This is a genomic window from Pseudomonas sp. NPDC087639, assembly GCF_044743385.1.
Taxonomy (GTDB): Bacteria; Pseudomonadota; Gammaproteobacteria; order Pseudomonadales; family Pseudomonadaceae; genus Aquipseudomonas.
In genome coordinates this window covers 316-23,954 of record NZ_JBIUWI010000034.1, presented here as the reverse complement: position 1 = coordinate 23,954, position 23,639 = coordinate 316, and the positions used below count along the sequence as shown (strand labels likewise).

Here is a 23,639-nt window from a genome sequence, read left to right as displayed (position 1 = left end):
GGACCATGCAAACTCGTGACGACATTTTCAACACCCTGCGCGATGCCCTGGTCGAGCTGTTCGAACTGGATCCGGCCCGTGTGAGCCTGGAATCCAACCTGTATCAGGATCTGGAAATCGACAGCATCGACGCGGTCGATCTGATCGATCACATCAAGCGTCAGACCGGCAAGAAAATCGCCGCCGAAGAATTCAAATCGGTGCGTACCGTGCGTGACGTGGTCGAGGCGGTGTACCGCTTGGTTCAACCGGCCGCATGAGCCGATTGATCGGCCTCGGCCTGCTGCTGGCCGGCCTGCTGTACCCCTTTGCGGTGTATTTCGGCATGGAGCACTTCGCCCCGTGGCAGTTCGGTCTGCTGCTGGGCAGCCTGTGGCTGGCGCGCGCGCTGACCGGCGAGCGCAAACCCGGCAGCCTGTGGATGGCCGGCGTTGCGATCGGGTTCTGCCTGCTGCTGGCAGTGTTCGACAGCCCTTTGCTGCTGCGCTGGTATCCGGTGCTGATCAGCGGCTTCATGCTGGTGCTGTTCAGCCTGAGCCTGAAATTCGGCCCGCCGATGGTCGAGCGTCTGGCGCGGCTACGTGAACCGCAACTGCCGTCCGAGGCGATCCGCTACACCCGTCAGGTCACGGTGGCCTGGAGCGTGTTTTTCTTCTGCAACGGTTTGTGCGCCGCCCTGCTCACCCTGTGGGCGCCGCTGAATTGGTGGATGTTGTACACCGGCCTGATCTCCTACGGATTGATCGGCCTGATGTTTGCCATTGAATGGCTGATACGACAACGGGTAAGAGGCCGTACATGAACTGGATAAAACTTGAGCAGCTGTTGCTCAAGGCCCTGCCGGCGCGGGCGATCAGCCACGCACCGGCACTCGATCACGCGCAACTGTGCGAACAAGCGTTGCGCCTTGCCGCCGGCCTGCAAGCCAAAGGCGTGCAGCGTCTGGCCGTGCATTTGGAAGATGCCGCCGAACTGGCCATCGCCCTGCTTGGCGCGTGGCGTGCTGGCGTCAGTGTCTTGCTGCCCGCGGATCTGCAAGCGCAGACCCGTCAGCGCTGGTCGGGTGAAGTCGATCTGTGGCTGACCGATCAAACCGGTGACAGTCGCTTGGCTGACTTGCATGAGCCTGCAATGCCAGGCGCTGAACTGGATCTCGATGAGTGCCGCTTGAGCCTGTGTACTTCCGGCTCCAGCGGTGAACCCAAGCGCATCGACAAGACCCTGCGTCAATTGGCCAATGAGGTCGAAGCGCTGGAACAGCTGTGGGGCGCGGATCTCGGCGAAGCCTGCATTATCGGCAGCGTTGCCACCCAACACATCTACGGTTTGCTGTTCCGCGTGCTATGGCCGCTGTGCGCCGGGCGGACGTTTGTGCGCAAGCAACTGGCCTTCCCCGAGGATTTGCAGCGCGCCAGTCGCGAGCATTCGGCTTTCGCCTGGGTCGCCAGTCCGGCGCTGCTCAAGCGCATGGGCGATAACCTCGACTGGCCGGCGCTGAGCGCGGTGCGTCAGGTGTTTTCCTCCGGCGGTGCGTTACCGGCCGAAGCGGCGCAGAGCCTGCATCAGCGTCTGCAGCAATGGCCGACGGAAATCCTCGGCAGCTCGGAAACCGGCGGTATCGCCTGGCGCCAGGGCGAAACCCTGTGGCAGCCGTTCGCCGCTGTCGAACTGAGTCAGGACGCCGACGGCGCCCTGCTGATCGCCTCACCGTATCTACCTGCCGGGCATGTTGAACACACCGCCGATGCCGCGCGCATTGCAGCCGACGGTCGTTTCCAATTGCTGGGGCGACTGGACCGGATCGTCAAACTCGAAGAAAAACGCATTTCCCTGCCGATGCTGGAGCAAGCGCTGGTCGCCCACGACTGGGTCGCCGAAGCGCGGCTGGGTGTGGTGCAGGAAAATCGTGCCGTCCTCGGCGCGTTGCTGGTGCTCAGTGAAGACGGTTTGTTTGCGTTACGCGAACATGGCCGCCGCAGCCTGACCGAAACCCTGCGCAAGCACCTGAGCCAGCATTGCGAAGCCCTGGCCCTGCCGCGTCGCTGGCGTCTGGTGCGGCAACTGCCGCTGAACAGCCAAGGCAAACTGCCGCAAGCCGATGTCGAAGCGCTGCTGCTGGCGTCTCGACCGAAAGCCCCCGAAGTGCTGGAGCAAGTCGAAACCGACGGCGAATGGAGCCTGCAACTCAGTGTGCCGCCGGATCTGGCCTACTTCAGCGGCCACTTCCCCAAAGCCCCGGTGCTGCCCGGTGTGGTGCAGGTGGAATGGGCGCTGAACCTCGGTCGCCAACTGCTGAACCTGTCCGGCACGTTCGCCGGCATGGAAGTGCTGAAATTCCAGCAACTGGTGCGCCCCGGCGATGAAATCCAGCTGCACCTGCGCTTCGATCCCGAGCGCGGCAAACTGTATTTCGCCTACCGCAACGACAGCGCCACCTGCTCCAGCGGGCGGATTTTGCTGGAGGCCGATCATGCATAACCCCTGCGCCGTCATCCCGGTCTACAACCACGAAACCGCAATCGGTACCGTGGTCGACGCCCTGCTCGCCCAAGGCCTGCCGTGCATTCTGGTGGACGACGCCAGCACACAATCCTGCGCACGCGTACTCGATGCTCTGGCCGAGCGCGACAACGTGTTTCTGGTGCGGCTGACCGCCAATCAGGGCAAGGGCGGCGCGGTGATGACCGGTCTGCGTGAAGCGTCGCGACTGGGCTTCAGCCATGCCTTGCAGGTCGACGCCGACGGCCAGCACGACCTGCACGATGTCGCCCGTTTCGTCGAGGAATCCCGCGCCTGTCCTGAAGCAATGATCTGCGGTTTTCCGCTGTTCGATAAGAGCGTGCCCAAGGGCCGTTTGTACGCGCGCTACCTGACCCACGTGATGGTGTGGATCAATACGCTGTCGCTGCAAATCCGCGATTCGATGTGTGGCTTCCGCGTTTATCCGCTGGCGCCGACGCTGGCCGTGATCGACTCGGCCAAAGTCGGCAAACGCATGGATTTCGATTCGGACATTCTGGTGCGCCTGTCGTGGCGCAATCAGCCGATGCGCTGGCTGCAAACCAGCGTGCATTACCCGCTCGATGGCGTGTCGCACTTCCGGCTGTTCCACGACAACGCGCTGATTTCCAGCATGCACACGCGGCTGTTCTTCGGCATGTTGCTGCGCCTGCCCGTCATCCTCTGGCGACGGTGGCGCACATGAGCGTCGAGACCGACAAGAAGCACTGGGCCGACCGCGAAGAGCGCGGCAGTTTTCTGCTGATGAAATTCACCGCGTTCGCCGCCAAAGTCCTTGGCCGGCGGCTGCTGAGCCCATTGCTGTACGGCATCGTTCTGTACTTCTTCCTGTTTGGCCGCACCGCGCGACGCAGTGCCTGGCAGTATCAGCAGCGACTGGCCGAATGGAGCCAACGCGAAGACTTGCGTCCGGGCCATTGGCGGGTGTTCGGCCAGTTCATGGCGTTCGCCGATTCGATGCTCGACAAGCTTGATGTGTGGAACGGCAAGCTGCGTATCGAGCAGATCGAAATCATCGACCCGGCGCTGTTGCGCAATCAGTTGCGCGGCAGTCGCGGGCAACTGCTGGTCGGCGCGCACCTGGGCAATCTTGAAGTGTGCCGGGCGCTGGCCGAGATCGGCGAAAAGGTCACGATGAATGTGCTGGTGCACACCAAGCATGCCGAGCAATTCAACCGCCTGCTCGGCGAGGCCGGGGCGACCAATCTGCGCCTGATTCAGGTTAGCGAACTCGATCCGGTGATCATGCTGCAACTGCACGAACGCCTGGAGCGCGGCGAATGGCTGGCGATTGCCGGCGACCGTGTACCGCTGCACGGCGGGCGCAGCGTCAGCGTGGACTTTCTCGGCCACCCGGCGCCCTTTCCGCAAGGCCCGTGGTTGCTGGCCGGCCTGCTGAAGTGCCCGGTCAATCTGCTGATGTGCCTCAAGCAACCCGACGGCCACTATCGCCTGACCCTCGAACCCTTCGCCGATGCTGTGGTGTGGACACGCCGCGAGCGCGATCAGGTCATTCATCAGTGGGCCACTCGCTATGCGCAGCGCCTGAGTCACTATTGCCTCGAAGCGCCGCAGCAATGGTTCAACTTTTACCCTTTCTGGAAGACCGATGACGACGCCAACCCATGAGCCGGTAACCTTCGGCGAACGCCCTTTGCGCATCGAAGACGTGCTGGCCCTGGCCAACCGTCAGGCGCCCGTGCAGTTGCAGAGCGACGCGGCTTACCGCGAGCGCATCGCCAAGGGCGCGCGGTTCCTTGATTCGTTGCTGGACAAGGAAGGCGTGATCTACGGCGTGACCACTGGTTACGGCGATTCCTGCGTGGTCGCGGTGCCGCTGCATCACGTCGAAGCGCTGCCGTGTCATCTCTACACTTTTCACGGTTGCGGGCTGGGCAAACTGCTCGACGCGCAAGCCACCCGCGCCGTGCTGGCGGCGCGTTTGCAGTCGCTGTGCCACGGCGTGTCCGGGGTGCGTGTGGAACTGCTGGAGCGACTGCACGCCTTCCTCGAACACGACATCCTGCCGCTGATCCCGGAAGAAGGTTCGGTCGGCGCCAGCGGCGATCTGACGCCGCTGTCCTACGTTGCCGCGACACTGTCCGGCGAGCGCGAAGTGATGTTCCGTGGCGAGCGCCGTCAGGCTGCCGATGTGCATCGCGAATTGGGCTGGACACCATTGGTGCTGCGCCCGAAAGAAGCGCTGGCCTTGATGAACGGCACCGCCGTGATGACCGGCCTCGCCTGCCTCGCTTACGCCCGCGCCGATTACCTGCTGCAACTGGCCACGCGCATCACCGCGCTCAACGTGGTGGCGCTGCAAGGCAACCCGGAACACTTCGATGAACGCCTGTTCGCCGCCAAGCCGCATCCTGGGCAGATGCAAGTCGCCGCGTGGCTGCGCAAGGATCTGGCGATCGACGCGCCGACCGCGCCGCTGCATCGCTTGCAGGATCGCTACTCGCTACGCTGCGCCCCGCACGTGCTTGGTGTGTTGGCCGACAGCCTGAACTGGCTGCGTTCGTTCATCGAGATCGAACTCAACAGCGCCAACGACAACCCGATCATCGACGCCGAAGCCGAGCGCGTTTTGCACGGTGGGCACTTCTACGGCGGGCACATCGCGTTTGCCATGGACAGCCTGAAAAACCTCGTGGCCAACGTCGCCGACCTGCTCGACCGCCAACTCGCGTTGCTCGTGGACGAACGCTACAACCACGGTTTGCCGAGCAACCTGTCCGGCGCCAGCGCAGATCGAGCGATGCTCAACCACGGCTTCAAGGCTGTACAGATCGGCACCAGCGCGTGGACCGCCGAGGCGCTGAAAAACACCATGCCGGCCAGCGTGTTCTCGCGCTCCACCGAGTGCCACAACCAGGACAAGGTGAGCATGGGCACCATCGCTGCCCGCGATGCGATCCGCGTGCTGGAGCTGACCGAACAAGTCGCCGCGGCCACGCTGCTCGCTGCTAACCAAGGGGTGTGGCTGCGGGGTCAGGCCGAAGACGCCCGACCACTGCCGCCAGCGTTGGCCGCCATGCACGAGGAGCTGGCCAAGGACTTCCCGCCGGTCATCGAAGACCGTGCACTGGAGGGCGAGCTGCGCCTGTGCCTGCAACGCATCGCCGCACAACACTGGAGGCTGCATGCGTAGTGCCGGAGTGCTTCACGCCGATACGGAAATCCTCGTGCCGTTCTTTGACGTCGACACGATGCACGTGGTCTGGCACGGCCATTACGTCAAATACCTGGAAGTGGCGCGTTGCGCGCTGCTCGACAAGATCGGCCACAACTACACGCACATGGTCGAGTCCGGTTACGCCTGGCCGATCATCGACCTGCAATTGCGCTACGTGCGTGGCGCGGTGTTCGGCCAGAAGCTGAACGTGCGCGCCAGTCTGGTGGAGTGGGAAAACCGCCTGAAGATCAATTATCTGATCACCGACCTGCAAAGCGGCGAACGCCTGACCCGCGCCAGCTCGGTGCAAGTGGCGGTCGAAGTGAGCAGCCGCGAGATGCAACTGGCTTCGCCAAAAGTCTTCACCAATGCCGTGGAAAGGATGCTGCGATGAATGTTTTTGTTAAAGGCTTGAGCGTACTGGCGCTGCTGGCGGTGTCGTCTCTGGCTAACGCCTTCGATCTGCAACAGCTCAGTGAACAACTGGCGAAACCGGACGTGATCCACGGCCAGTTCATCCAGGAAAAACACCTGCGCGCCCTGCCCCAGCCGCTGATCAGCAAGGGCAGTTTCGTTCTCGCGAAAAATCACGGTCTGCTCTGGCTGCTGAAAACCCCGCTGCAACAGGATTACCGCATCAGCGCCAAAGGCATTGCCCGGCGTGACGGCAACGGCTGGCAATTGCTGCCGAACAAGAGCGCTGGCGCCGAGCAGAACCGCTTGTTCCTCGCCGTGTTGCAGGGCGACAGCAGTGGCCTGCAACGGGATTTCGAACTGGCCCTGAGCGGCGATGCGCAGAAATGGAAACTGACTCTGACCCCGCGCTCGATGCTGCTCAAGCAAGTGTTTAACCAGATCAACATCGACGGCGGCGAGTTGGTGCAAACCATCGAACTGCTGGAAACCCAGGGCGACAGTACCGTGCTGCGCATGCAGGACAGCACGGCCGGCCAACCGTTGAGCGACGCGGAGCAACATGACTTTGCCGAGTGAACGCAAGCTACCCTGGCTGTTCCTGATTCTGCTGCTGGCAGTTGTCGCCCTGGCCGGTTGGCAGTGGCGCGACGGTGCGCCGCTGTCGGCCAACCTGATGGAGTTGGTGCCGGGCACAAGTCCTGACGCTCTCGAACTGCGCGCCGAACAACGCATGCAGGAACCGCTCAACCGCGAAATGCTGGTGCTGGTCGGCCACACCGATCGCCAGCAAGCGGTGGCCATGGCGCAGACGCTGGGCGAGCAATGGCAGGCCAGCGGCTTGTTCGAAAAAGTGCAGTGGAACCTGCAAGCCGACCTGCCGGCCCTGCGCACGCAATTGCTGCAAGGGCGGCTGGCGATGCTCTCGGCGGATGATCGGCAACTGCTGATCGAACATCCCGACGCCTTTATTCAGCAACGGGTGCAGGCGCTGTTCGACCCCTTCACCGGCTTCAGTCTGGTGCCGAACCAGAATGACTGGCTGGGCCTCACCGGGCGCATCCAGAACAGCCAGCCGCAACACGGCGCGGTGCAACTGGACATCGGCAGCGGTGCATTGGTCGCCGACGCCGACGGCAAGAGCTGGGTGCTGCTGCGTGCGCGCACCACCGGCAACGCTTTCGATATGAACCTGCCGCTGCAAGTGGCGGATCTGCTCCAGCACAGTCGCGAGCAGGCGGCGAAATCCGATGTGCAATTACTGGCCGCCAGCGGATTGCTCTACGCCGCAAACGGTCAGCAGCAAGCCACTCGCGAGATGACTTGGGTCGGTGGTGGTGCCACCCTCGGCATCCTGCTGCTTTTGCTATTGGCGTTCCGCCGCTGGCGGGTGTTGCTGGCGTTTGTACCGGTGCTGGTCGGCATGCTGTTCGGGGCGGTAGCGTGTGTAGCGCTGTTCGGCCGTATGCATGTGATGACCCTGGTACTGGGTTCCAGCCTGATCGGCGTGGCAGTGGATTACCCGCTGCACTATCTGTCGAAGAGCTGGAGCCTCAAGCCTTGGCGCAGCTGGCCGGCCCTGCGCCTGACCCTGTCCGGGCTGACGTTGAGTCTGATCACCAGCGCCATCGGTTATCTGGCGCTGGCGTGGACACCGTTCCCGGCGCTGACACAAATTGCCGTGTTCTCCGCCGCCGGGTTGCTCGGCGCCTATCTGTCGGCGGTGTGCCTGCTGCCGGCGCTGCTGAACAATGTCGAACTGCGCCCGGCGCAATGGCCGCTGCATCTGGCCGAACGCCTGATTAATCTGCGGGAAAAATTGCTCGAGCGTGTCCATACACCGGTGCTGCTCGCACTGCTGATCGCCTTCTGCATCGGCGGTCTGTTGCAACTGCAAAGCAGAAACGACATCCGCCAATGGGTCGGCGCACCGCAACGGCTGACCGATGAAGCGCAGACCATTGCGCGCATCACTGGCTATCAGCCGACCAGTCAATTCTTCCTCGTTCGCGCGGCCAACCAGCAAGAATTGCTCGAACGTCAGGCCGCGCTGAGCGATCGGCTGCAGCAACTGGTCAACCTCGACAAACTGCAAGGCTATCTGGCGCTGGATCAACTGGTCAGCCCGCCGAGTCAGCAACAGCAAGTGCGCGACGCGCTGAACAAACTGCCACAGGTCTGGCAGCCATTGCTTGATCTCGGCGTCCCCCTCGCCGCCCTGCAAACCGAGCTGCAACAGTTGCAGACGCTACCGCTTGAAGACATCGACGCCGCGCTGGCTGGCCCGCTCGGCGAGCCCTATCGCACGCTGTGGCTCGGCCCCACCGAAGACGGTGTGGCGGCGATGACCAGCCTGCAAGGCCTGAACAACCCTTCGCTGCTGCGGGTGCAGGCGCTGGATCTGCCGGGCGTGGTGCTGGTGGATCGCCTCGGTGAGCTGAACAACGTTTTCGCGGCCACGCAGATCAGCGCCGCCGAACTGAAACTCGCTTCCTGCGTGTTGATCGTGCTGGTATTGATCCTGCCATTCGGTTTCGGCGGCGCGTTGCGCATCGTCGCCCTGCCGTTGCTGGCGGCGCTGTGCAGTCTGGCCAGCCTTGGCTGGCTCGGCCAGCCGCTGACCCTGTTCAGCCTGTTCGGCCTGTTGCTGGTGACAGCGATCAGCGTCGACTACGCGATTCTCATGCGTGAGCAGGTGGGCGGTGCGGCGGTAAGCCTGCTCGGCACCTTGCTGGCGGCCGTGACCACATGGCTGTCGTTTGGCTTGCTGGCGGTTTCCAGCACACCGGCAGTGAGCAATTTCGGCCTGTCGGTGAGTCTCGGTCTGGCGTTCAGTTTCATGCTCGCGCCGTGGGCCGGGCGTCATGAACACACGGCCACCGTTACGGAGCATGCCGCATGATGGTCATCGGTTTCTGGTTGCTGGCCCTGGCGTTGTTCGCCGTGGCCACGCGCATCGGTCGCCACTTCGGCCTGATCCCGATTGTCAGCCAGTTACTGCTGGCGAGTTTCGGCTTGCCGCTGCTGATGTATTTCTGGATCGAACCGGGCTGGCAGCTCAGCGGCGCTGAACTGATCGCGCCGGTGTGGCTGAAAAACCTCTACAGCCTGAGTTTCGCGCTGTTGCTCGGGCATATCCTCAGCGATGTGATCGACCTGCGCCTGGATCGCCAGAGCGTGAAAATCGCCGTGCCGAGTTTCGCCGTGCCGTTCGCCTGTGGTCTGGCGGCCGCGTATTGGCTGTTGCCGGTGCAACCGTGGCTGAACTCGCTGGCCATCGGACTGGTGTTCGCGATTACCGCGATCCCGGTGCTGTACCTGTATCTGCGTCACATCGATTACCCGCCCGCTGCCACCCGGCGTCTGGTGCAAACCGCGATCCTGATCGACCTGACCTGCTGGACGTTGTTCGGTCTCGCTCAGGGCAGTCTGCATTTGAGCAGTCTGTTGCTGCCGCTAGGGCTGGCTTGCGTGCCCTTGCTGCTGCGTCTGTTCGGTGTTCGTCGGCCGCTGACCTACAGCCTCGGTTTCTTTGCGCTGCTGGTCATGGCCGAGCACTACAAACTCAACGCGCTGATCTTCGGCATCGGTTATCTGCTGTGCATGGCGGCGCTGAAAGTGCCGCTGGTTTTGCCGCTGCCGGCGCGCTGGATGAGCCGTTTGCAAACGTGGATCGCGATCCCGCTGATCCTCACGTTCGGCATCGTCCAGATCGACGTACACGCCGCCCTCGCCAGCCTCGGCGCCGTGCAATGGGCGGCACTGCTGCTGTTGCCGATTGCCAGTAAACTGCTCGGCAACTGGCTCGGTCTCGGCTGGGCCGGTGCCTCGTTTGAAGGCGCCAGCCGCTGGCGCGAAAGCGTGCTGCTGAATATTCGCGGCCTGAGCGAAATCGTCTTTCTCAACTTGCTGTTGCAACAACAACTCATCACCCCCGCGCTGTACTTCGCGCTGATGGTGATGGGCCTGATCGCGACGCTGTTGCCGGCCCTGATCGGCCTGCACCGCACGCCCCTCAAACACACTGCCATCGCGCCCGGGAGTTCACGTGCCAACCGTTGAAATGCAACGTCGTCAGGTAGTGATCATTGGCGCCGGCCCGTCCGGCGCCATCGCCGCCGCGCTGCTCAAGCGCAAGGGCCACGACGTGCTGGTGATCGAGCGCCAACACTTCCCACGGTTTTCCATCGGCGAAAGCCTGCTCAGCCACTGCCTGGACTTCGTCGAAGAAGCGGGCATGCTCGACGCCGTCAACGCCGCCGGATTCCAGCGCAAGACCGGCGCCGCGTTTGCCTGGGGCGAGCGCTACAGCGCGTTCGATTTCGGCGACACCTTCACCAACGGCAAGCCGACCACGTTCCAAGTGCAGCGCGCCGATTTCGACAAGCTGTTGGCCGATCAAGCGGCGCTGCAAGGTGCCGAGATCCGCTATGGCGATGCCATCGTCAGCGTCGATTTCGAGCGGGCAAAACCACAACTTGATGTGCGACGCGAAGACGGCAGCGAATACCGCGTCGAGGCCGATTTCGTCCTCGATGCCAGCGGTTACGGTCGCGTGCTCTCGCGCTTGCTGGATCTGGAAGCGCCGTCGAATTTCCCGGTGCGTCAGGCCGTGTTCACCCACGTCGAAGATCACATCGACAACCCGGCCTTCGACCGCGAAAAAATCCTCGTCACCACCCACCCGCAGCATCGCGATATCTGGTTCTGGACGATCCCGTTCAGCAACGGTCGCTGCTCGGTGGGCGTGGTCGCCGCCGCTGAACATTTCCACGGTCGCGACGCTGACCTTGATGCCTGCCTGCGCGGTTTCATTGCCGAGACGCCAAGCCTCGCCGGCGTGCTGAACAACGCCGTGTGGGACACCCCGGCACGCACCCTCGGTGGCTACGCGGCCAACGTCAAAACCCTGCACGGGCCGGGCTTCGCGCTGCTGGGCAATGCGGCGGAATTCCTCGACCCGGTGTTCTCCTCCGGCGTAACCATCGCCATGCGTTCGGCGAGCATGGCGGCCGCGGTGCTGCATCGTCAGTTGCAGGGCGAAACCGTCGACTGGCAAAGCGAATTTGCCGAGCCGCTGAAGCGCGGCGTCGACACCTTCCGCTGCTACGTCGAGGGCTGGTACGCCGGCACCTTTCAGGACGTGATTTTTTATGAGGACAGCCAGGCGGAAATTCGCCGGATGATCTGCTCGATCCTCGCCGGTTACGCCTGGGACGAACGCAACCCGTTCGTCAGCGAAGCGCGTCGCCGGTTGAAGATGATTTCCGAACTTTGTGCAAAGGACGCCCCATGAGTTACCTGAGCGACAGCTACGTCGAGGAAACCCGCTTCGGTTTCTGGTTCCTGCGCAGCCATACCTGGCAGCACCATGTGTTGCGCGTGGCGATCAACGATCTGCGCGGTCTGTTCAGCGAGTCGCTGCCGGCGAACCCGGTACTGCTGGATGCCGGTTGCGGTCAGGGCAAGTCGTTCCGCCACCTGCGCCAGACCTTCGCGCCACATCGTTTGATCGGCGTTGACGCCGATCCGCACAGCCTTGAGTTGAGCGGCGAAGAAGCGGCGCGCCAGGGCCTGGACGTCGAGTTGATCGGCAGCGATTGCGCGACCCTCAACGTGCCGGACGCCAGTGTCGACCTGCTGTTCTGTCATCAGACCTTTCATCATCTGGTCGAGCAGGAAAAAGCCCTCGCCGAGTTTTACCGGGTACTCAAGCCCGGCGGTTATCTGCTGTTCGCCGAGTCCACCGAGGCTTACATTGATACCTGGGTGATCCGCTGGCTGTTCCGCCATCCGATGCATGTGCAGAAGAGTGCGGCGCAGTATCTGCAGATGATTCGCGAGCAGGGTTTCGAGTTTGGTGAGCGCAATGTCTCGTACCCGTATCTGTGGTGGAGCCGTTCGAAAGATTTCGGTTTGCTGGAGCGCTCCGGGTTGCGCAAACCGAAGCCGTTTGGGCAGCGGGAAGAGACGTTGGTGAATGTCGTCGCCCGCAAGCCATTGCAAGGTGATATCTGATGCACCACATAACCTGTGGGAGCGAGCCTGCTCGCGAAAGCGGTGGGTCAGCCAGCCTCTATGTTGAATGTGCTGGCGTCTTCGCGAGCAGGCTCGCTCCCACAGGGTATGTGGTGTGGCTGATGTTAGTGCTATTTGCTTCGCTAAGTGGTTGCGCCAGCCAGCCGCCGCTGCCAACCCGCAACCCGACGTTGCCGCTGCCCTTGCAACTGCACATCGAGCGCCAACAAGCCGATCAGCGTCAGGACTGGCTGCTCGTCATCCAGCGCGAAGGCGCGGGCATCCGCTGGTCGATGATGGACCCGCTGGGCATTCCCCAGGCGCGTCAGCAACTGATCGACGGCCACTGGCAGGCTGACGGCCTGCTGCCGCCCAACCCGGAAGCCCGGGAGCTCTTCGCCGCGCTGCTGTTCGCCCTGACACCACCGGGCGAACTGCTGCGCAATTACCCCACCGCGCAGCAACAGGACGGGCAACGTTCGCTGCCGACGCGCTGGGACATCCGTTTTGCACAACCGTTGAGCTTCGAATTGAACCTGCCCAAAGGCCCGCACTATCGCGTCTCCCCACTCGGTGAAACGACGCCATGACTGCCTACCTGAATGCCCTCGGCGTGATCTGCGCCCTGGGCCGCGACAAGCAAGAAATCGCGCGCAATCTGTTCGCCGGCGACTGCTCGGGCATGCGCCCCGAGGCGGGCTGGGTGGCGGAGCGTGAGTTGCCGGTGGCCGCCGTACACGGTGAACTGGCGCCAATCCCGGCAGCGCTGGCCGACCAGAGCAGTCGCAACAATCAGTTGCTGCTGGAAGCCGCGCTGCAGATTCGCGCCGACATTGATCAGGCGATCCAAACCTACGGCCGCGACCGCATCGGCGTAGTGCTCGGCACCAGCACCTCGGGTATCGACGAAGCCAGCCGTGGCCTGGCGCATTTCCTCCGTGAGCAGCATTTCCCGGCGGGATACGACTACGGACAACAGGAACTCGGCGCCCCGGCGAATTTCCTCGCCGACTGGCTGCAACTAAGCGGCCCGGCCTATGTGATTTCCACCGCGTGCACCTCCAGCGCCCGCGCACTGATGAGCGCGCAACGCCTGCTCGATCTCGGTCTGTGCGACGCGGTGTTGTGCGGTGGCGTCGACAGTCTGTGCAAGCTGACCCTTAACGGATTTTCATCGCTGGAAGCGGTGTCCGACGAGCGCTGCAATCCGTTCTCGGCCAACCGCAACGGCATCAACATCGGCGAAGCGGCGGTGCTGTTCGTGATGAGCAAGCAGCGTGGCGACGGCCCGGCCATCGCCTTGCTCGGTGCCGGTGCCAGCTCCGACGCGCACCATATCTCCGCGCCTGAGCCGAGCGGACGCGGCGCCTTGCAAGCGATGCAGAAAGCCTTGAGCCGCGCCCACCTGCAAGCCGCGCAGATCAACTATCTGAACCTGCACGGCACCGCGACCCAACACAACGACGCCATGGAAAGTCTGGCAGTCGCCTCGCTATTCCCCGAGGGCGTTGCCTGCTCTTCGACCAAACCGATGACCGGCCACACTCTCGGCGCAGCCGGCGCACTGGAAGCGGCGTTCTGCTGGCTGAGCCTCAGCGCCGATAACCCGCAACACGCGCTGCCGCCGCACGTCTGGGATGGCCAGGCCGATCCCGAGCTGCCGCCGCTGAAGTGGGTGACCGCCAGCGAACGCCTGTCGTCCACTGCACCCCGCCACCTGATGAGCAATTCGTTTGCCTTCGGCGGCAATAACGTCAGCCTCATTATCGGAGACGCCCCATGACCGACTGGCCGCTCGCCGAACTGTTGCCCCACGCTGGCGACATGATCCTGATCGACAAGATCCTCAGCTTCGATGATGAGCAGATCTACACCCGCCTCACGGTCAAGTCCGAGGGTTTGTTCAACCTGCCCGACGGCAGCCTGCCGGCGTGGGTCGGCATCGAATTGATGGCGCAAAGCGTCGCCGCGTTCGCCGGATGCCACGCGCGACAGAAAGGCAATCCGGTGGAGCTGGGCTTTCTGCTCGGCACGCGCAAGTTCGAGTGCAACGTCGAGGCGTTTCCTGCGGGCAGCGAGTTGACCATCCATGGCATCCGCTCGCTGGAAGACGACAATGGCATGGGCGTGTTCGAGTGCCATATCAACGCGCCCGGCATCGAGGTCAGTGCTCGACTGAATGTGTTCCGCCCGCCACAGCCAACCCAATATCTGCAACAAGCACAGGAGTCGAACGATGACTGAATCCGTACTGGTCACCGGCTCCAGCCGTGGCATCGGCCGCGCCATTGCCTTGCGTCTGGCGCAGGCCGGGAATGACATCGTCCTGCATTGCCGTAGCGGCGTTGCCGACGCACAAGCCGTGCAGGTCGAAATCGAAGCGCTGGGCCGCACCGCGCGCATCCTGCAATTCGACGTCGCCGACCGCGAAGCCTGCAAAAGCATTCTTGAAGCCGACGTCGAAACCCATGGTGCCTATTACGGCGTGGTGCTCAACGCTGGTCTGACCCGCGACGGCGCTTTCCCGGCCCTGAGCGATGATGATTGGGACGTAGTCCTGCGCACCAACCTCGACGGTTTCTACAACGTCCTGCACCCGGTAATGATGCCGATGATCCGCCGCCGTGCCGCTGGTCGCATTGTTTGCATCACCTCGGTATCGGGATTGATCGGCAACCGTGGCCAGGTCAACTACAGCGCCTCCAAGGCCGGCGTGATCGGCGCGGCTAAGGCATTGGCGATCGAACTGGGCAAGCGCAAAATCACCGTTAACTGCGTCGCGCCGGGCCTGATCGACACGGCGATGCTCGACGAAAACGTGCCGGTGGAAGAACTGATGAAAATGATCCCCGCGCAACGCATGGGCACCCCGGAAGAGGTGGCCAGTGCGGTGAATTTCCTGATGTCGGCGGAAGCCTCGTACATCACCCGCCAAGTGCTGGCGGTCAACGGAGGCCTGTGCTGATGAAGCGCGTCGTCGTCACCGGCATGGCCGGCATCACCTCGCTGGGCAGCGACTGGGAGACCATCGCCGGCAACTTCGCGGCCAACCGCAGCGGCATCCGCCGGATGGACGAGTGGGATCGCTTCAGCGAACTCAACACGCGCCTGGCCGGCCCTATCGATGATTTTGTGGTGCCCGCACACTGGACCCGCAAGCAATTGCGAAGCATGGGCCGGGTGTCGCGGCTGGCAGTCGGTGCGGCGGAACAAGCCTTGGCCGATGCCGGTTTGCTCGGCGACGAATCGATCAAGGACGGGCGCATGGGCGTGGCCTGTGGTTCGTCCACCGGCAGCACCGACGAGATCAAAGCGTTCGGCAACATGCTGCTCAACTCGGTGGCCGAAGGCCTGAACGCCAACTCCTACGTGCGGATGATGCCGCACACCACCGCCGCGAATATCAGCATCTTCTTCGGCCTCACCGGACGCCTGATCCCGACGTCCAGCGCCTGCACCAGCGGCAGCCAGGGCATCGGCTATGCGTATGAAGCGATCAAGTTCGGTCGGCTGCCGTTGATGCTCGCGGGCGGCGCCGAAGAACTCTGCCCGACCGAAGCTATGGTCTTCGACGCGCTCTACGCCACCAGCCTGAAAAACGATGCGCCACAAAGCAGCCCGCGCCCGTACGACAAGGGCCGCGACGGCCTGGTGATCGGCGAAGGTGGCGGCATGTTGGTGCTTGAGGAGCTGGAGCACGCCCTCGCTCGCGGCGCACACATCCACGCGGAGATCGTCGGTTTCGGCAGCAACGCCGACGGCCAGCACACCACCCGCCCGGAACAAACCACCATGCGCCGTGCGATGGAACTGGCGCTGGAAGACGCCGGCCTCACGCCCGATGCCATCGGTTACGTAAATGGTCACGGCACGGCTACAGAACAGGGCGACATTGCCGAAACACTGGCAACCAGCAGTTTGTTCGGCGAGCGCATGCCGATCAGTTCGCAGAAGAGTTTCCTCGGCCACACGCTCGGAGCCTGCGGGGCGCTGGAGTCGTGGTTCAGCATCGAAATGCTCAACCGCGACCTGTACGTGCACACGTTCAACCTCGACGAGGTCGATCCGCATTGCGGCAAGCTCGATTACCTGCGCGGCGAATTCCGCCAGATGCATCACGAGTACGTGATGAACAACAATTTCGCTTTTGGTGGCGTCAACACCTCGTTGATTTTCCGCCGCTGGCACTGATCGCAACACGTTTGGAGTGAAGGGAATGACTCAGTTTCACCGCATCGCCGCCCTGTTGGCCCTGGCCTTTGTACTCGGCGGTTGCACCAGCAAACCGGTGTACAACGCCAAGGAAGAGTTCTCGCCGAACCTGGGCTTTACCCAGTCACAAATGAGCCGCGCCATCGTCACTGCGCTCAACGACCGTCAATGGGTCGTGCAATCGGTACGCCCGGGCATGATCAAAGCTGCGATCACCGTACGCGGTCGCCATCATGCCGAAGTCGACATCCCGTTCACCCCGACCTCGTTCGAAATCGACTACCGCAGCAGCTACGGCCTCGACGCCAAGGACGGCAAGATCCACGGCAACTACAACCGTTGGGTCAACCGCCTGCGCGACAACGTGCTCAAAGAGCTGTCGATCAACCCGGACATCGAAGCCGTCAACAGTCTTGGCATCATCAAACAAGGCGCCGACGAGCCGACCTACCTGAGCTTTCGCGAAGGCGTCAAACGCGCCACCGACGCCGGCCTGCTCGACGGCAGCGTGAAGTTCTACCTGGCCGGCGAAACCCTGCCCAAACAAGTGCGCAAACTCGACACCGTGAGCAGCAGCCGCAAAACCAACGGCTCGAACAAATCCGACGAAGACGCCTGCTTCTGGGCCCTGCAGTCGGCCCTCGCGACCCTGCAAAACGCCGCGAAAAAAGCCGACGCCAACGCCGTGATCAACATCGCCAGCGTCGACCAGCGCGACCTCTACAAAGACACCGAGAAATTCCAGTGCCGCGCGGGGATGGTGGTGTCGAGCGTGGCGTTGCGTGGAGATTTGGCGCACGTGGATTGATGGAACTGTAGAAACGACAAAGGGCGCCTTTCGGCGCCCTCTGTCATTCAGGAAGTTTCATTCTTTATTATTTAATGAATAACGATTATCGTAAAATCGTCTAAAAAACTGTTACTTCTTACAGTGTCGCAATGCGCTTGGCTGTCACAGGATGCTCACGTAGCTTATCCCAAACGACCAAGGTGATCAAAATGCCAACCCTATCCGACAAAGAACTTCTCAATCTAAATCAGGAGCAAATTAAAGATCTTGACGCAGAGAACGCCGCTCGGCGAGCAGAGTTATTAAAACAAAAACAACAACAAGAACAAATACAGAGTTCGATGCAAGGCAATGGGCATTGAAGCTAGCCCAGCAAGTTAAATTAACTGACATAGATTAATACGCAGCGTTACCCAACGGCCAGCCCCGACCGCTACGACCTGTAAAAAATGGTGTCGAGCGTAGCGTTGCGTGGGGATTTTTCACAAACAGATTGGTTGAGTTGTAGGAACGACAAAGGGCGCCATTCGGCGCCCTTTTTCATTCTGGAAGTTTATTTGCTAAAAAGTTCAGTGTAGCCATTGTGTTTTTCGTCTAAAAGCGGCTCCCAACTGGAGCATAGGAATGCGTTTGACTGCCACAGAACAGACAAAATTGTTATTAAACACCTAGATGCCTTTAGCTCAAAAAGCATCAAGCGCCATAAAACAAAAACATTTAAAAAAATACGAAAATATAGCGAATCAGTCTCTGCGCCTGTCATTAGTGACAGGTGTAGAGACTGCAGAGATCAACTAAATTACTCCAGTGACATAAACGCAATGGAGAATGGATTAACACACCATTCCTTCACAAATTTATTTATCAAAAGGGAATACCCATGAACGATATAGTCGGCGCACAAAAACTTGAAAAAACAATTCAGCAACTGATGATAGATGTCACAGCGGATGACAAGAACACCATTCGAACAAAGGAAGGAGATTTTATTTACACTGAATCAAACAAACGTATTTTCAAGCCTATCAACCTTTTGGTTGAGGCGCATGGATCTGAAACTCAATTATCCATCCAGGATTTCGTATCCAGGATTAACGAGTATCTGAATCCCGCCTACGATTTTTTAAACTCGAACGAGCAAGACATTGAAAACATAAGGCGCTTCACTCAAGGATATGCGCCCTACAGACAAGAGATCAGAGACACACACAACAGCAAAACCATGTTTTGCGTGGTCACGATCAACATTATTCGTTGATTGTTAAGTACCGCTCGATGCATTGAACCCTTCGGGTTGAGGCGCATGGACCTGAAACAAAACTATCTATCCAAGACTTCATTTCGATAGCTGACGACGAGTAGGCACACATTGATACATCAAGTTATGAGTGTCGGCTTAATTTCCATCGGCTACTCTTAATTGTTTTAAGGGTATCCGGTGTACTTCCGTCCGAGCCCTCTTCATTTACACGACCTACACTCATTCAAGCAGACCATCACACAACGCCTGCCAGAACAGCGAGCCCCAATCCGCCGAGTACTCGCGGTTCACTTTCACCGTCAAGGAGATGACCATGCAAGTGAAAGCCCTGATCGCCGCCACGCTCTTCGGACTGCTCCCCAGTGCCAGCCATGCCACCAATCTGATGTACATGCCCTTCGAGACGGTGTTGTCGGACGCGCTCCGTGCCGGGCGGCTGGATGGCAGTGTGAAGTTTTATCTGGCCGGGAATGGGCCTCAGGGCACTCAGCGGTTGTTGCAGCGCGATGTCATCAGTGATCTGAAGACCAATGGCTTCAACAAGAGCGATCACGATTCCTGCGAGTGGGTGTTGCAGTCGAACCTGATCAAGTTGCAGGCCGAGGCCAAGCGGGTCGGGGCGAATGCGGTGGTCAATATCGTCAGTTATTACGACCAGCATGTGCGCAAGGATCTGAATACCTATGAGTGCCGGGCGGGGATTTTTGTCACGCGGGTGGCGTTGAAGGGGGATTTGGTGCGGTTGCCTTAACGGCAAGATCAAAAGATCGCAGCCTTCGGCGGTTAATCAATCACCTTCAACCTTGCGCGTGAGCAATTCGACAAAGGCCTTGGCCATCGGTGACTTCTGATCCTTGCGCTGCACCAGCCACACCGCTGAAATCGCTTCAGGATCCAGCAGCGGCCGGTAGATCACGCCGTCGATGCGCATCCGCTGATAGGACGCAGGCAATACCGACACACCCAACCCCGCCGCCACCAGCCCGATGATGGTCATCGCCTCCCCGGCCTCTTGGGCAAAATGCGGACTGAATCCGGCATCGCGAGCCAGACTGAGCAGTTGTGCGTAAAGACCGCTACCGTAACTGCGCGGGAAAAACACGAACGGCTCCAGCGCCAGCGCCGAGAGAAACAGACCTTCTTCGCTGCCTTGGGCCAACGGATGCTTGGCACTGAGCACCGCCACCAAAGGCTCGCGCATCAGCTCCACCACGCTCAACGAATCGGGCAGACCCAGCGGGCGCATGATGCCAACTTCAATCGACTCGTCCACCAAGGCGTCGGCAACCATGGTGCTGCTCATCTCCCGCAGGTTCAGGTGCACAGCCGGAAAACGCTGACGAAACGAGAAAATCGCCTGGGGAATGGTCGAGTTGAACGGCGCCGACGAGGTAAAACCGATCTTCAATTCACCGAGTTCGCCGAGTTGCGCACGCCGGGCGACATCCGCCGCTTTGTCGACCTGCGCCAGCACCAGCCGCGCTTCCTCGAGAAATAATCTGCCGGCTTCGCTCAGCTCGACCCGACGATTGGTGCGTTCAAACAACCGCGCACCGACCTCTTGCTCCAGCGCCTGAATCTGCTGGCTCAGCGGCGGCTGGGAAATGCCCAGCACTTGTGCAGCACGGCCGAAATGCAGTTCTTCGGCGACGGCGATGAAGTAGCGCAGGTGACGCAATTCCATGAAAACCCCATTAGGTCGTTAAAGCTATCAAACAGGTCGAACAATATATTGGATAGAAACATTAGCCAGCTATATGATTTTTTCCATTGCCTGCCTGGCCGTGCTCTCCGAGGTCTGATGTGAAAACCGCCGCTGCCCCTCTTGCCCATGAAGTCCCGCCCGCTGCGGCCGACGATGTCGTCGCCGAGCTGCAAGAGATCTACATCGAAAAAGGCACGCCGATGTTCATGCGCACGGTGCTGGCGTTGTTCAGCGGCGGGTTTGCGACGTTTGCCCTGCTGTATTGCGTGCAGCCGATGATGCCGCTGCTATCTCACGAATATTCGATCAACGCGGCGCAGAGCAGCCTGATCCTCTCGGTCGCCACCGGCATGCTCGCCATTGGCCTGCTGATTACCGGGCCGATTTCCGATCGGGTCGGACGCAAACCGGTGATGGTCACTGCACTGTTTGCGGCGGCGCTGTGCACCATCGCCAGTTCGATGATGCCGAGCTGGCAAGGCGTGCTGATCATGCGCGCGCTGATCGGGCTGTCGTTGAGCGGGCTGGCGGCGGTGGCAATGACTTACTTGAGCGAAGAGATTCACCCGCAACACATCGGCCTGGCGATGGGTCTGTACATCGGCGGCAACGCGATTGGCGGGATGAGCGGACGCTTGATCACCGGGGTGCTGATCGACTTCGTCAGTTGGCACACGGCGATGCTGGTGATCGGCGGTCTGGCGCTGATTGCGGCGGCAGTGTTCTGGAAGATTCTTCCGGAGTCACGCAATTTCCGCTCGCGTTCGTTGCATCCGCGCAGTCTGCTCGACGGTTTCACCATGCACTTTCGCGATGCCGGTTTGCCGCTGCTGTTTCTCGAAGCGTTCGTGTTGATGGGCGCGTTTGTCACGTTGTTCAACTACATCGGTTATCGCTTGCTGGCTCAGCCATACAACCTCGATCAGGTGTTTGTCGGCTTGCTCTCGGTGGTGTACCTGTCGGGTATCTACAGCTCGGCGAAGATCGGTTCGCTGGCGGACAAGCTGGGACGGCGCAAAGTGTTGTGGGCGACGATTGCCCTGATGTTCGTCGGCCTCGCCCTGACGATGTTCACGCCGTTGCCGCTGGTAATCATCGGCATGCTGATCTTCACCTTCGGCTTCTTCGCCGCTCACTCGGTAGCGAGCAGCTGGATCGGCCGGCGCGCAATCAAGGCCAGGGGCCAGGCGTCGTCGTTGTATCTGTTCAGCTATTACGCAGGCTCGAGCATTGCCGGGACGGCAGGCGGGGTGTTCTGGCACTTGGGCGGATGGAACGGGATTGGCTTGTTCATCGGCGCGTTGTTGCTGGTGGCGCTGTTGGTGGCGTTGAAGCTGGCGAAATTACCGCCGCTCGGCGGAGTCAAAGCCTGACGCAAAACCCATTGCAAAACAAAAACGCCCGGCATAAGCCGGGCGTTTTTGTTTTCCAGAATTTAGAGCTGGGCGTCGATCACTCGTGATACTGCGCCGACAGCTCATGCACTGCGCGCAGGAAGGCGCCGGCGTGTTCCGGATCAACCTCAGGGGTGATGCCGTGACCGAGGTTGAACACATGGCCGCTGCCCTTGCCGTAGCTGGCGAGGATGCGCCCGACTTCGGTGCGGATGGCTTCCGGCTTCGCGTAAAGCACGGTCGGGTCCATGTTGCCTTGCAGCGACACCTTGTCGCCGACGCGGGCGCGGGCGTTGCCAATGTCGCAGGTCCAGTCCAGACCCAGTGCGTCGGCGCCGGCGTCAGCGATGCTTTCAAGCCACAGGCCACCGTTTTTGGTGAACAGGATCACCGGAACCTTGCGACCGTCGTGCTCGCGGATCAGGCCGCTGACGATTTTCTTCATGTAGGCCAGCGAGAACTCCTGGTACGCCGCTGCCGACAGGTTGCCGCCCCAGGTGTCGAAGATCTGCACCGCTTGCGCACCGGCCATGATCTGGCCGTTGAGGTACGAAGTCACCGACTGCGCGAGTTTATCCAACAGCAGGTGCATGGCTTGCGGGTTGTCGTAGAGCATCGCCTTGGTCTTGCGGAAGTCTTTCGACGAACCGCCTTCGACCATGTAGGTGGCCAGCGTCCAAGGGCTGCCGGAGAAACCGATCAGCGGCACACGGCCGTTGAGTTCGCGGCGGATGGTGCTGACCGCGTCCATCACGTAGCCGAGGTCTTTGTGCGGATCAGGGATCGGCAGGGCTTCGATGTCGGCCAGGGTGCTGACGACTTTCTTGAAGCGCGGGCCTTCACCGGTCTCGAAGTACAGGCCCTGGCCCATGGCATCGGGAATGGTGAGGATGTCGGAAAACAGGATCGCCGCGTCCAGTTGTGGATAACGGTCGAGCGGTTGCATCGTGACTTCGCAAGCGAATTCCGGATTCATGCACAGGCTCATGAAGTCACCGGCGTGGGCACGGCTGGCGCGGTATTCCGGCAGGTAGCGACCGGCCTGACGCATCATCCACACGGGGGTGACGTCTACGGGTTGCTTGAGCAGGGCGCGGAGGAAACGGTCGTTCTTCAGGGCAGTCATGTCGGCATCCGGAAAAAAAGTGCGGGCATTTTCTCAGAGCGCGACGCAAAAGGCACGGATGCAGGTCAGCCTTTTGTCTATCGGGTCAATTAATTGCGCTGGAATGCGCTACTAGCAACACTGAGAAACAACTGTGGGAGCGAGCCTGCTCGCGAAGAGGCCGGTACATCCAACATTGAAGTTGGCTGACAGACCGCTTTCGCGAGCAGGCTCGCTCCCACAGGGTTATTGCATTTGGCTCAGGGCCCGGGGTTAGACGCCCAGGTAATCCAGAATCCCTTCAGCCGCATTACGGCCTTCGAAGATTGCCGTCACCACAAGATCCGAACCGCGCACCATGTCGCCACCGGCGAAGATTTTCGGGTTGCTGGTCTGGTGCTTGTACTGACCTTGCTCCGGGGCCACCACGCGGCCCTGGCTGTCGGTCTGGATCTCGAACTGTTCGAACCACGGCGCCGGGCTCGGGCGGAAACCGAAGGCGATGACCACGGCGTCGGCCGGGATGATCTCTTCGGAGCCCGGAATCGGCTCAGGGCTGCGGCGGCCACGGGCGTCCGGTTCACCGAGACGGGTCTCGACCACTTTGACGCCTTCGACCTTGTCTTCACCGACGATGGCGATCGGCTGGCGGTTGTAGAGGAATTTCACACCTTCTTCCTTGGCGTTCTTCACCTCTTTGCGCGAGCCGGGCATGTTCGCTTCGTCACGACGATAGGCACAGGTCACCGACTTGGCGCCCTGACGAATCGACGTACGGTTGCAGTCCATCGCCGTGTCGCCGCCGCCGAGTACCACGACCTTCTTGCCCTTCATGTCGACGAAATCTTCCGGCGACTTTTCAAAGCCCAGGTTGCGATTGACGTTGGCAATCAGGAAGTCCAGCGCGTCATAAACGCCCGGCAGATCCTCACCGGCACAACCGCCCTTCATGGAGGACAACCACCCCAACCCCAAAAACACACCAACCAAAACCACAACCACAACCACCAACCACAACACCAACACAACAACCCACAAAAAT

At 61.0% G+C, this 23,639-nt stretch carries 25 protein-coding genes; 22 read left to right on the top strand and 3 right to left on the bottom strand.

The genetic code is table 11. The features are described 5' to 3' along the window. Window positions 1–5: 5 nt before the first annotated feature. The 21 genes from ACIOVB_RS15725 to ACIOVB_RS15625 all read left to right on the top strand — a co-directional run bounded on the left by ACIOVB_RS15725 (window position 6) and on the right by ACIOVB_RS15625 (window position 19,144). Complete coding sequence (locus tag ACIOVB_RS15725) at window positions 6–260, top strand: acyl carrier protein (protein ID WP_401269136.1); 255 nt, start codon at window positions 6–8, stop codon at window positions 258–260. After that, a complete protein-coding gene (locus ACIOVB_RS15720; protein ID WP_401269134.1) occupies window positions 257–802 on the top strand; it encodes a hypothetical protein in 546 nt (181 codons plus the stop codon). Before ACIOVB_RS15725 ends, ACIOVB_RS15720 begins: the two co-directional genes overlap by 4 nt. Continuing rightward, complete coding sequence (locus tag ACIOVB_RS15715; RefSeq protein ID WP_401269131.1) at window positions 799–2,478, top strand: AMP-binding protein; 1,680 nt, start codon at window positions 799–801, stop codon at window positions 2,476–2,478. Before ACIOVB_RS15720 ends, ACIOVB_RS15715 begins: the two co-directional genes overlap by 4 nt. Then, window positions 2,471–3,205, top strand: a complete 735-nt coding sequence (locus ACIOVB_RS15710; RefSeq protein WP_401269129.1) for a glycosyltransferase family 2 protein — start codon at window positions 2,471–2,473, stop codon at window positions 3,203–3,205. The genes ACIOVB_RS15715 and ACIOVB_RS15710 overlap by 8 nt, the downstream gene beginning before the upstream one ends. After that, window positions 3,202–4,149, top strand: coding sequence for a glycosyl transferase (locus ACIOVB_RS15705; protein WP_401269127.1), 948 nt, complete (start codon window positions 3,202–3,204; stop codon window positions 4,147–4,149). The genes ACIOVB_RS15710 and ACIOVB_RS15705 overlap by 4 nt, the downstream gene beginning before the upstream one ends. Then, window positions 4,130–5,674 (top strand): histidine ammonia-lyase, encoded by a 1,545-nt coding sequence (hutH, locus tag ACIOVB_RS15700; RefSeq protein ID WP_401269124.1) that lies wholly within the window; start codon window positions 4,130–4,132, stop codon window positions 5,672–5,674. Before ACIOVB_RS15705 ends, hutH begins: the two co-directional genes overlap by 20 nt. Then, window positions 5,667–6,092 carry an acyl-CoA thioesterase gene (locus ACIOVB_RS15695; RefSeq protein ID WP_401269121.1) on the top strand — a complete coding sequence of 142 codons (426 nt, stop codon included), beginning with the start codon at window positions 5,667–5,669 and terminating at the stop codon, window positions 6,090–6,092. Before hutH ends, ACIOVB_RS15695 begins: the two co-directional genes overlap by 8 nt. Further along, a complete protein-coding gene (locus ACIOVB_RS15690; protein WP_401269119.1) occupies window positions 6,089–6,691 on the top strand; it encodes an outer membrane lipoprotein carrier protein LolA in 603 nt (200 codons plus the stop codon). Before ACIOVB_RS15695 ends, ACIOVB_RS15690 begins: the two co-directional genes overlap by 4 nt. Next, window positions 6,675–9,014 carry an MMPL family transporter gene (locus tag ACIOVB_RS15685; protein WP_401269116.1) on the top strand — a complete coding sequence of 780 codons (2,340 nt, stop codon included), beginning with the start codon at window positions 6,675–6,677 and terminating at the stop codon, window positions 9,012–9,014. Before ACIOVB_RS15690 ends, ACIOVB_RS15685 begins: the two co-directional genes overlap by 17 nt. Beyond that, a complete protein-coding gene (locus ACIOVB_RS15680) occupies window positions 9,011–10,174 on the top strand; it encodes a sodium:proton antiporter (protein ID WP_401269113.1) in 1,164 nt (387 codons plus the stop codon). Before ACIOVB_RS15685 ends, ACIOVB_RS15680 begins: the two co-directional genes overlap by 4 nt. After that, window positions 10,161–11,408, top strand: a complete 1,248-nt coding sequence (locus ACIOVB_RS15675; RefSeq protein WP_401269111.1) for an NAD(P)/FAD-dependent oxidoreductase — start codon at window positions 10,161–10,163, stop codon at window positions 11,406–11,408. The genes ACIOVB_RS15680 and ACIOVB_RS15675 overlap by 14 nt, the downstream gene beginning before the upstream one ends. Next, on the top strand, window positions 11,405–12,130 hold the full coding sequence (locus tag ACIOVB_RS15670; RefSeq protein ID WP_401269108.1) for a class I SAM-dependent methyltransferase: 726 nt from the start codon (window positions 11,405–11,407) through the stop codon (window positions 12,128–12,130). Before ACIOVB_RS15675 ends, ACIOVB_RS15670 begins: the two co-directional genes overlap by 4 nt. Further along, entirely contained in the window at window positions 12,130–12,720 is a 591-nt protein-coding gene (locus ACIOVB_RS15665; RefSeq protein WP_401269107.1) for a hypothetical protein, read from the top strand. The genes ACIOVB_RS15670 and ACIOVB_RS15665 overlap by 1 nt, the downstream gene beginning before the upstream one ends. Beyond that, a complete protein-coding gene (locus ACIOVB_RS15660) occupies window positions 12,717–13,913 on the top strand; it encodes a beta-ketoacyl-[acyl-carrier-protein] synthase family protein (RefSeq protein ID WP_401269106.1) in 1,197 nt (398 codons plus the stop codon). The genes ACIOVB_RS15665 and ACIOVB_RS15660 overlap by 4 nt, the downstream gene beginning before the upstream one ends. Then, on the top strand, window positions 13,910–14,374 hold the full coding sequence (locus ACIOVB_RS15655; RefSeq protein ID WP_401269104.1) for a hotdog family protein: 465 nt from the start codon (window positions 13,910–13,912) through the stop codon (window positions 14,372–14,374). The genes ACIOVB_RS15660 and ACIOVB_RS15655 overlap by 4 nt, the downstream gene beginning before the upstream one ends. Then, on the top strand, window positions 14,367–15,095 hold the full coding sequence (gene fabG, locus ACIOVB_RS15650; protein WP_401269102.1) for a 3-oxoacyl-ACP reductase FabG: 729 nt from the start codon (window positions 14,367–14,369) through the stop codon (window positions 15,093–15,095). Before ACIOVB_RS15655 ends, fabG begins: the two co-directional genes overlap by 8 nt. Continuing rightward, entirely contained in the window at window positions 15,095–16,321 is a 1,227-nt protein-coding gene (locus ACIOVB_RS15645; RefSeq protein ID WP_401269099.1) for a beta-ketoacyl-ACP synthase, read from the top strand. The genes fabG and ACIOVB_RS15645 overlap by 1 nt, the downstream gene beginning before the upstream one ends. 25 nt (window positions 16,322–16,346) lie before the next feature. Continuing rightward, window positions 16,347–17,150, top strand: coding sequence for a hypothetical protein (locus ACIOVB_RS15640; RefSeq protein ID WP_401269097.1), 804 nt, complete (start codon window positions 16,347–16,349; stop codon window positions 17,148–17,150). A 191-nt stretch (window positions 17,151–17,341) separates the two neighbouring features. Then, the gene (locus ACIOVB_RS15635) at window positions 17,342–17,494 is read left to right on the top strand and encodes a hypothetical protein (RefSeq protein ID WP_401269095.1); all 153 of its coding nucleotides are present in this window, start codon (window positions 17,342–17,344) and stop codon (window positions 17,492–17,494) included. A 518-nt stretch (window positions 17,495–18,012) separates the two neighbouring features. Then, window positions 18,013–18,390: a hypothetical protein gene (locus ACIOVB_RS15630; RefSeq protein WP_401269093.1), complete on the top strand. Its 378-nt coding sequence runs from the start codon at window positions 18,013–18,015 to the stop codon at window positions 18,388–18,390. A gap of 316 nt (window positions 18,391–18,706) precedes the next feature. Then, window positions 18,707–19,144, top strand: coding sequence for an excinuclease (locus ACIOVB_RS15625; protein ID WP_401269091.1), 438 nt, complete (start codon window positions 18,707–18,709; stop codon window positions 19,142–19,144). Window positions 19,145–19,180: 36 nt separating this feature from the next. Here ACIOVB_RS15625 and ACIOVB_RS15620 read toward each other — a convergent pair whose 3' ends face one another. Further along, on the bottom strand, window positions 19,181–20,077 hold the full coding sequence (locus ACIOVB_RS15620; RefSeq protein ID WP_401269089.1) for a LysR substrate-binding domain-containing protein: 897 nt from the start codon (window positions 20,075–20,077) through the stop codon (window positions 19,181–19,183). Between the two features lie 119 nt (window positions 20,078–20,196). Between ACIOVB_RS15620 and ACIOVB_RS15615 the strand changes: the two genes are divergently transcribed. Continuing rightward, the gene (locus ACIOVB_RS15615; protein WP_401269087.1) at window positions 20,197–21,471 is read left to right on the top strand and encodes an MFS transporter; all 1,275 of its coding nucleotides are present in this window, start codon (window positions 20,197–20,199) and stop codon (window positions 21,469–21,471) included. 79 nt (window positions 21,472–21,550) lie between these two features. Here the strand turns inward: ACIOVB_RS15615 and hemE are convergent, their stop codons facing one another. Together hemE and ACIOVB_RS15605 are read right to left on the bottom strand one after the other, a co-directional pair. After that, complete coding sequence (gene hemE, locus ACIOVB_RS15610; protein WP_110719510.1) at window positions 21,551–22,618, bottom strand: uroporphyrinogen decarboxylase; 1,068 nt, start codon at window positions 22,616–22,618, stop codon at window positions 21,551–21,553. 252 nt (window positions 22,619–22,870) lie between these two features. Beyond that, on the bottom strand, window positions 22,871–23,639 hold a 769-nt coding region (locus tag ACIOVB_RS15605), incomplete at its 5' end, for an FAD-dependent oxidoreductase (protein ID WP_401269084.1).

What these genes read in the sequence shown, in the direction of transcription:
- ACIOVB_RS15665 (WP_401269107.1), top strand. Translation starts at nt 12,130, where the DNA reads ATGCACCACATAACCTGTGGGAGCGAGCCTGCTCGCGAAAGCGGTGGG.
- ACIOVB_RS15705 (WP_401269127.1), top strand. Translation starts at nt 3,202, where the DNA reads ATGAGCGTCGAGACCGACAAGAAGCACTGGGCCGACCGCGAAGAGCGC.
- ACIOVB_RS15645 (WP_401269099.1), top strand. Translation starts at nt 15,095, where the DNA reads ATGAAGCGCGTCGTCGTCACCGGCATGGCCGGCATCACCTCGCTGGGC.
- ACIOVB_RS15690 (WP_401269119.1), top strand. Translation starts at nt 6,089, where the DNA reads ATGAATGTTTTTGTTAAAGGCTTGAGCGTACTGGCGCTGCTGGCGGTG.
- ACIOVB_RS15640 (WP_401269097.1), top strand. Translation starts at nt 16,347, where the DNA reads ATGACTCAGTTTCACCGCATCGCCGCCCTGTTGGCCCTGGCCTTTGTA.
- ACIOVB_RS15715 (WP_401269131.1), top strand. Translation starts at nt 799, where the DNA reads ATGAACTGGATAAAACTTGAGCAGCTGTTGCTCAAGGCCCTGCCGGCG.
- ACIOVB_RS15660 (WP_401269106.1), top strand. Translation starts at nt 12,717, where the DNA reads ATGACTGCCTACCTGAATGCCCTCGGCGTGATCTGCGCCCTGGGCCGC.
- hemE (WP_110719510.1), bottom strand. Translation starts at nt 22,618, where the DNA reads ATGACTGCCCTGAAGAACGACCGTTTCCTCCGCGCCCTGCTCAAGCAA.
- ACIOVB_RS15710 (WP_401269129.1), top strand. Translation starts at nt 2,471, where the DNA reads ATGCATAACCCCTGCGCCGTCATCCCGGTCTACAACCACGAAACCGCA.
- ACIOVB_RS15685 (WP_401269116.1), top strand. Translation starts at nt 6,675, where the DNA reads ATGACTTTGCCGAGTGAACGCAAGCTACCCTGGCTGTTCCTGATTCTG.
- hutH (WP_401269124.1), top strand. Translation starts at nt 4,130, where the DNA reads ATGACGACGCCAACCCATGAGCCGGTAACCTTCGGCGAACGCCCTTTG.
- ACIOVB_RS15630 (WP_401269093.1), top strand. Translation starts at nt 18,013, where the DNA reads ATGAACGATATAGTCGGCGCACAAAAACTTGAAAAAACAATTCAGCAA.
- ACIOVB_RS15625 (WP_401269091.1), top strand. Translation starts at nt 18,707, where the DNA reads ATGCAAGTGAAAGCCCTGATCGCCGCCACGCTCTTCGGACTGCTCCCC.
- ACIOVB_RS15670 (WP_401269108.1), top strand. Translation starts at nt 11,405, where the DNA reads ATGAGTTACCTGAGCGACAGCTACGTCGAGGAAACCCGCTTCGGTTTC.
- ACIOVB_RS15655 (WP_401269104.1), top strand. Translation starts at nt 13,910, where the DNA reads ATGACCGACTGGCCGCTCGCCGAACTGTTGCCCCACGCTGGCGACATG.
- ACIOVB_RS15725 (WP_401269136.1), top strand. Translation starts at nt 6, where the DNA reads ATGCAAACTCGTGACGACATTTTCAACACCCTGCGCGATGCCCTGGTC.
- ACIOVB_RS15620 (WP_401269089.1), bottom strand. Translation starts at nt 20,077, where the DNA reads ATGGAATTGCGTCACCTGCGCTACTTCATCGCCGTCGCCGAAGAACTG.
- ACIOVB_RS15720 (WP_401269134.1), top strand. Translation starts at nt 257, where the DNA reads ATGAGCCGATTGATCGGCCTCGGCCTGCTGCTGGCCGGCCTGCTGTAC.
- ACIOVB_RS15695 (WP_401269121.1), top strand. Translation starts at nt 5,667, where the DNA reads ATGCGTAGTGCCGGAGTGCTTCACGCCGATACGGAAATCCTCGTGCCG.
- ACIOVB_RS15680 (WP_401269113.1), top strand. Translation starts at nt 9,011, where the DNA reads ATGATGGTCATCGGTTTCTGGTTGCTGGCCCTGGCGTTGTTCGCCGTG.
- fabG (WP_401269102.1), top strand. Translation starts at nt 14,367, where the DNA reads ATGACTGAATCCGTACTGGTCACCGGCTCCAGCCGTGGCATCGGCCGC.
- ACIOVB_RS15635 (WP_401269095.1), top strand. Translation starts at nt 17,342, where the DNA reads ATGCCAACCCTATCCGACAAAGAACTTCTCAATCTAAATCAGGAGCAA.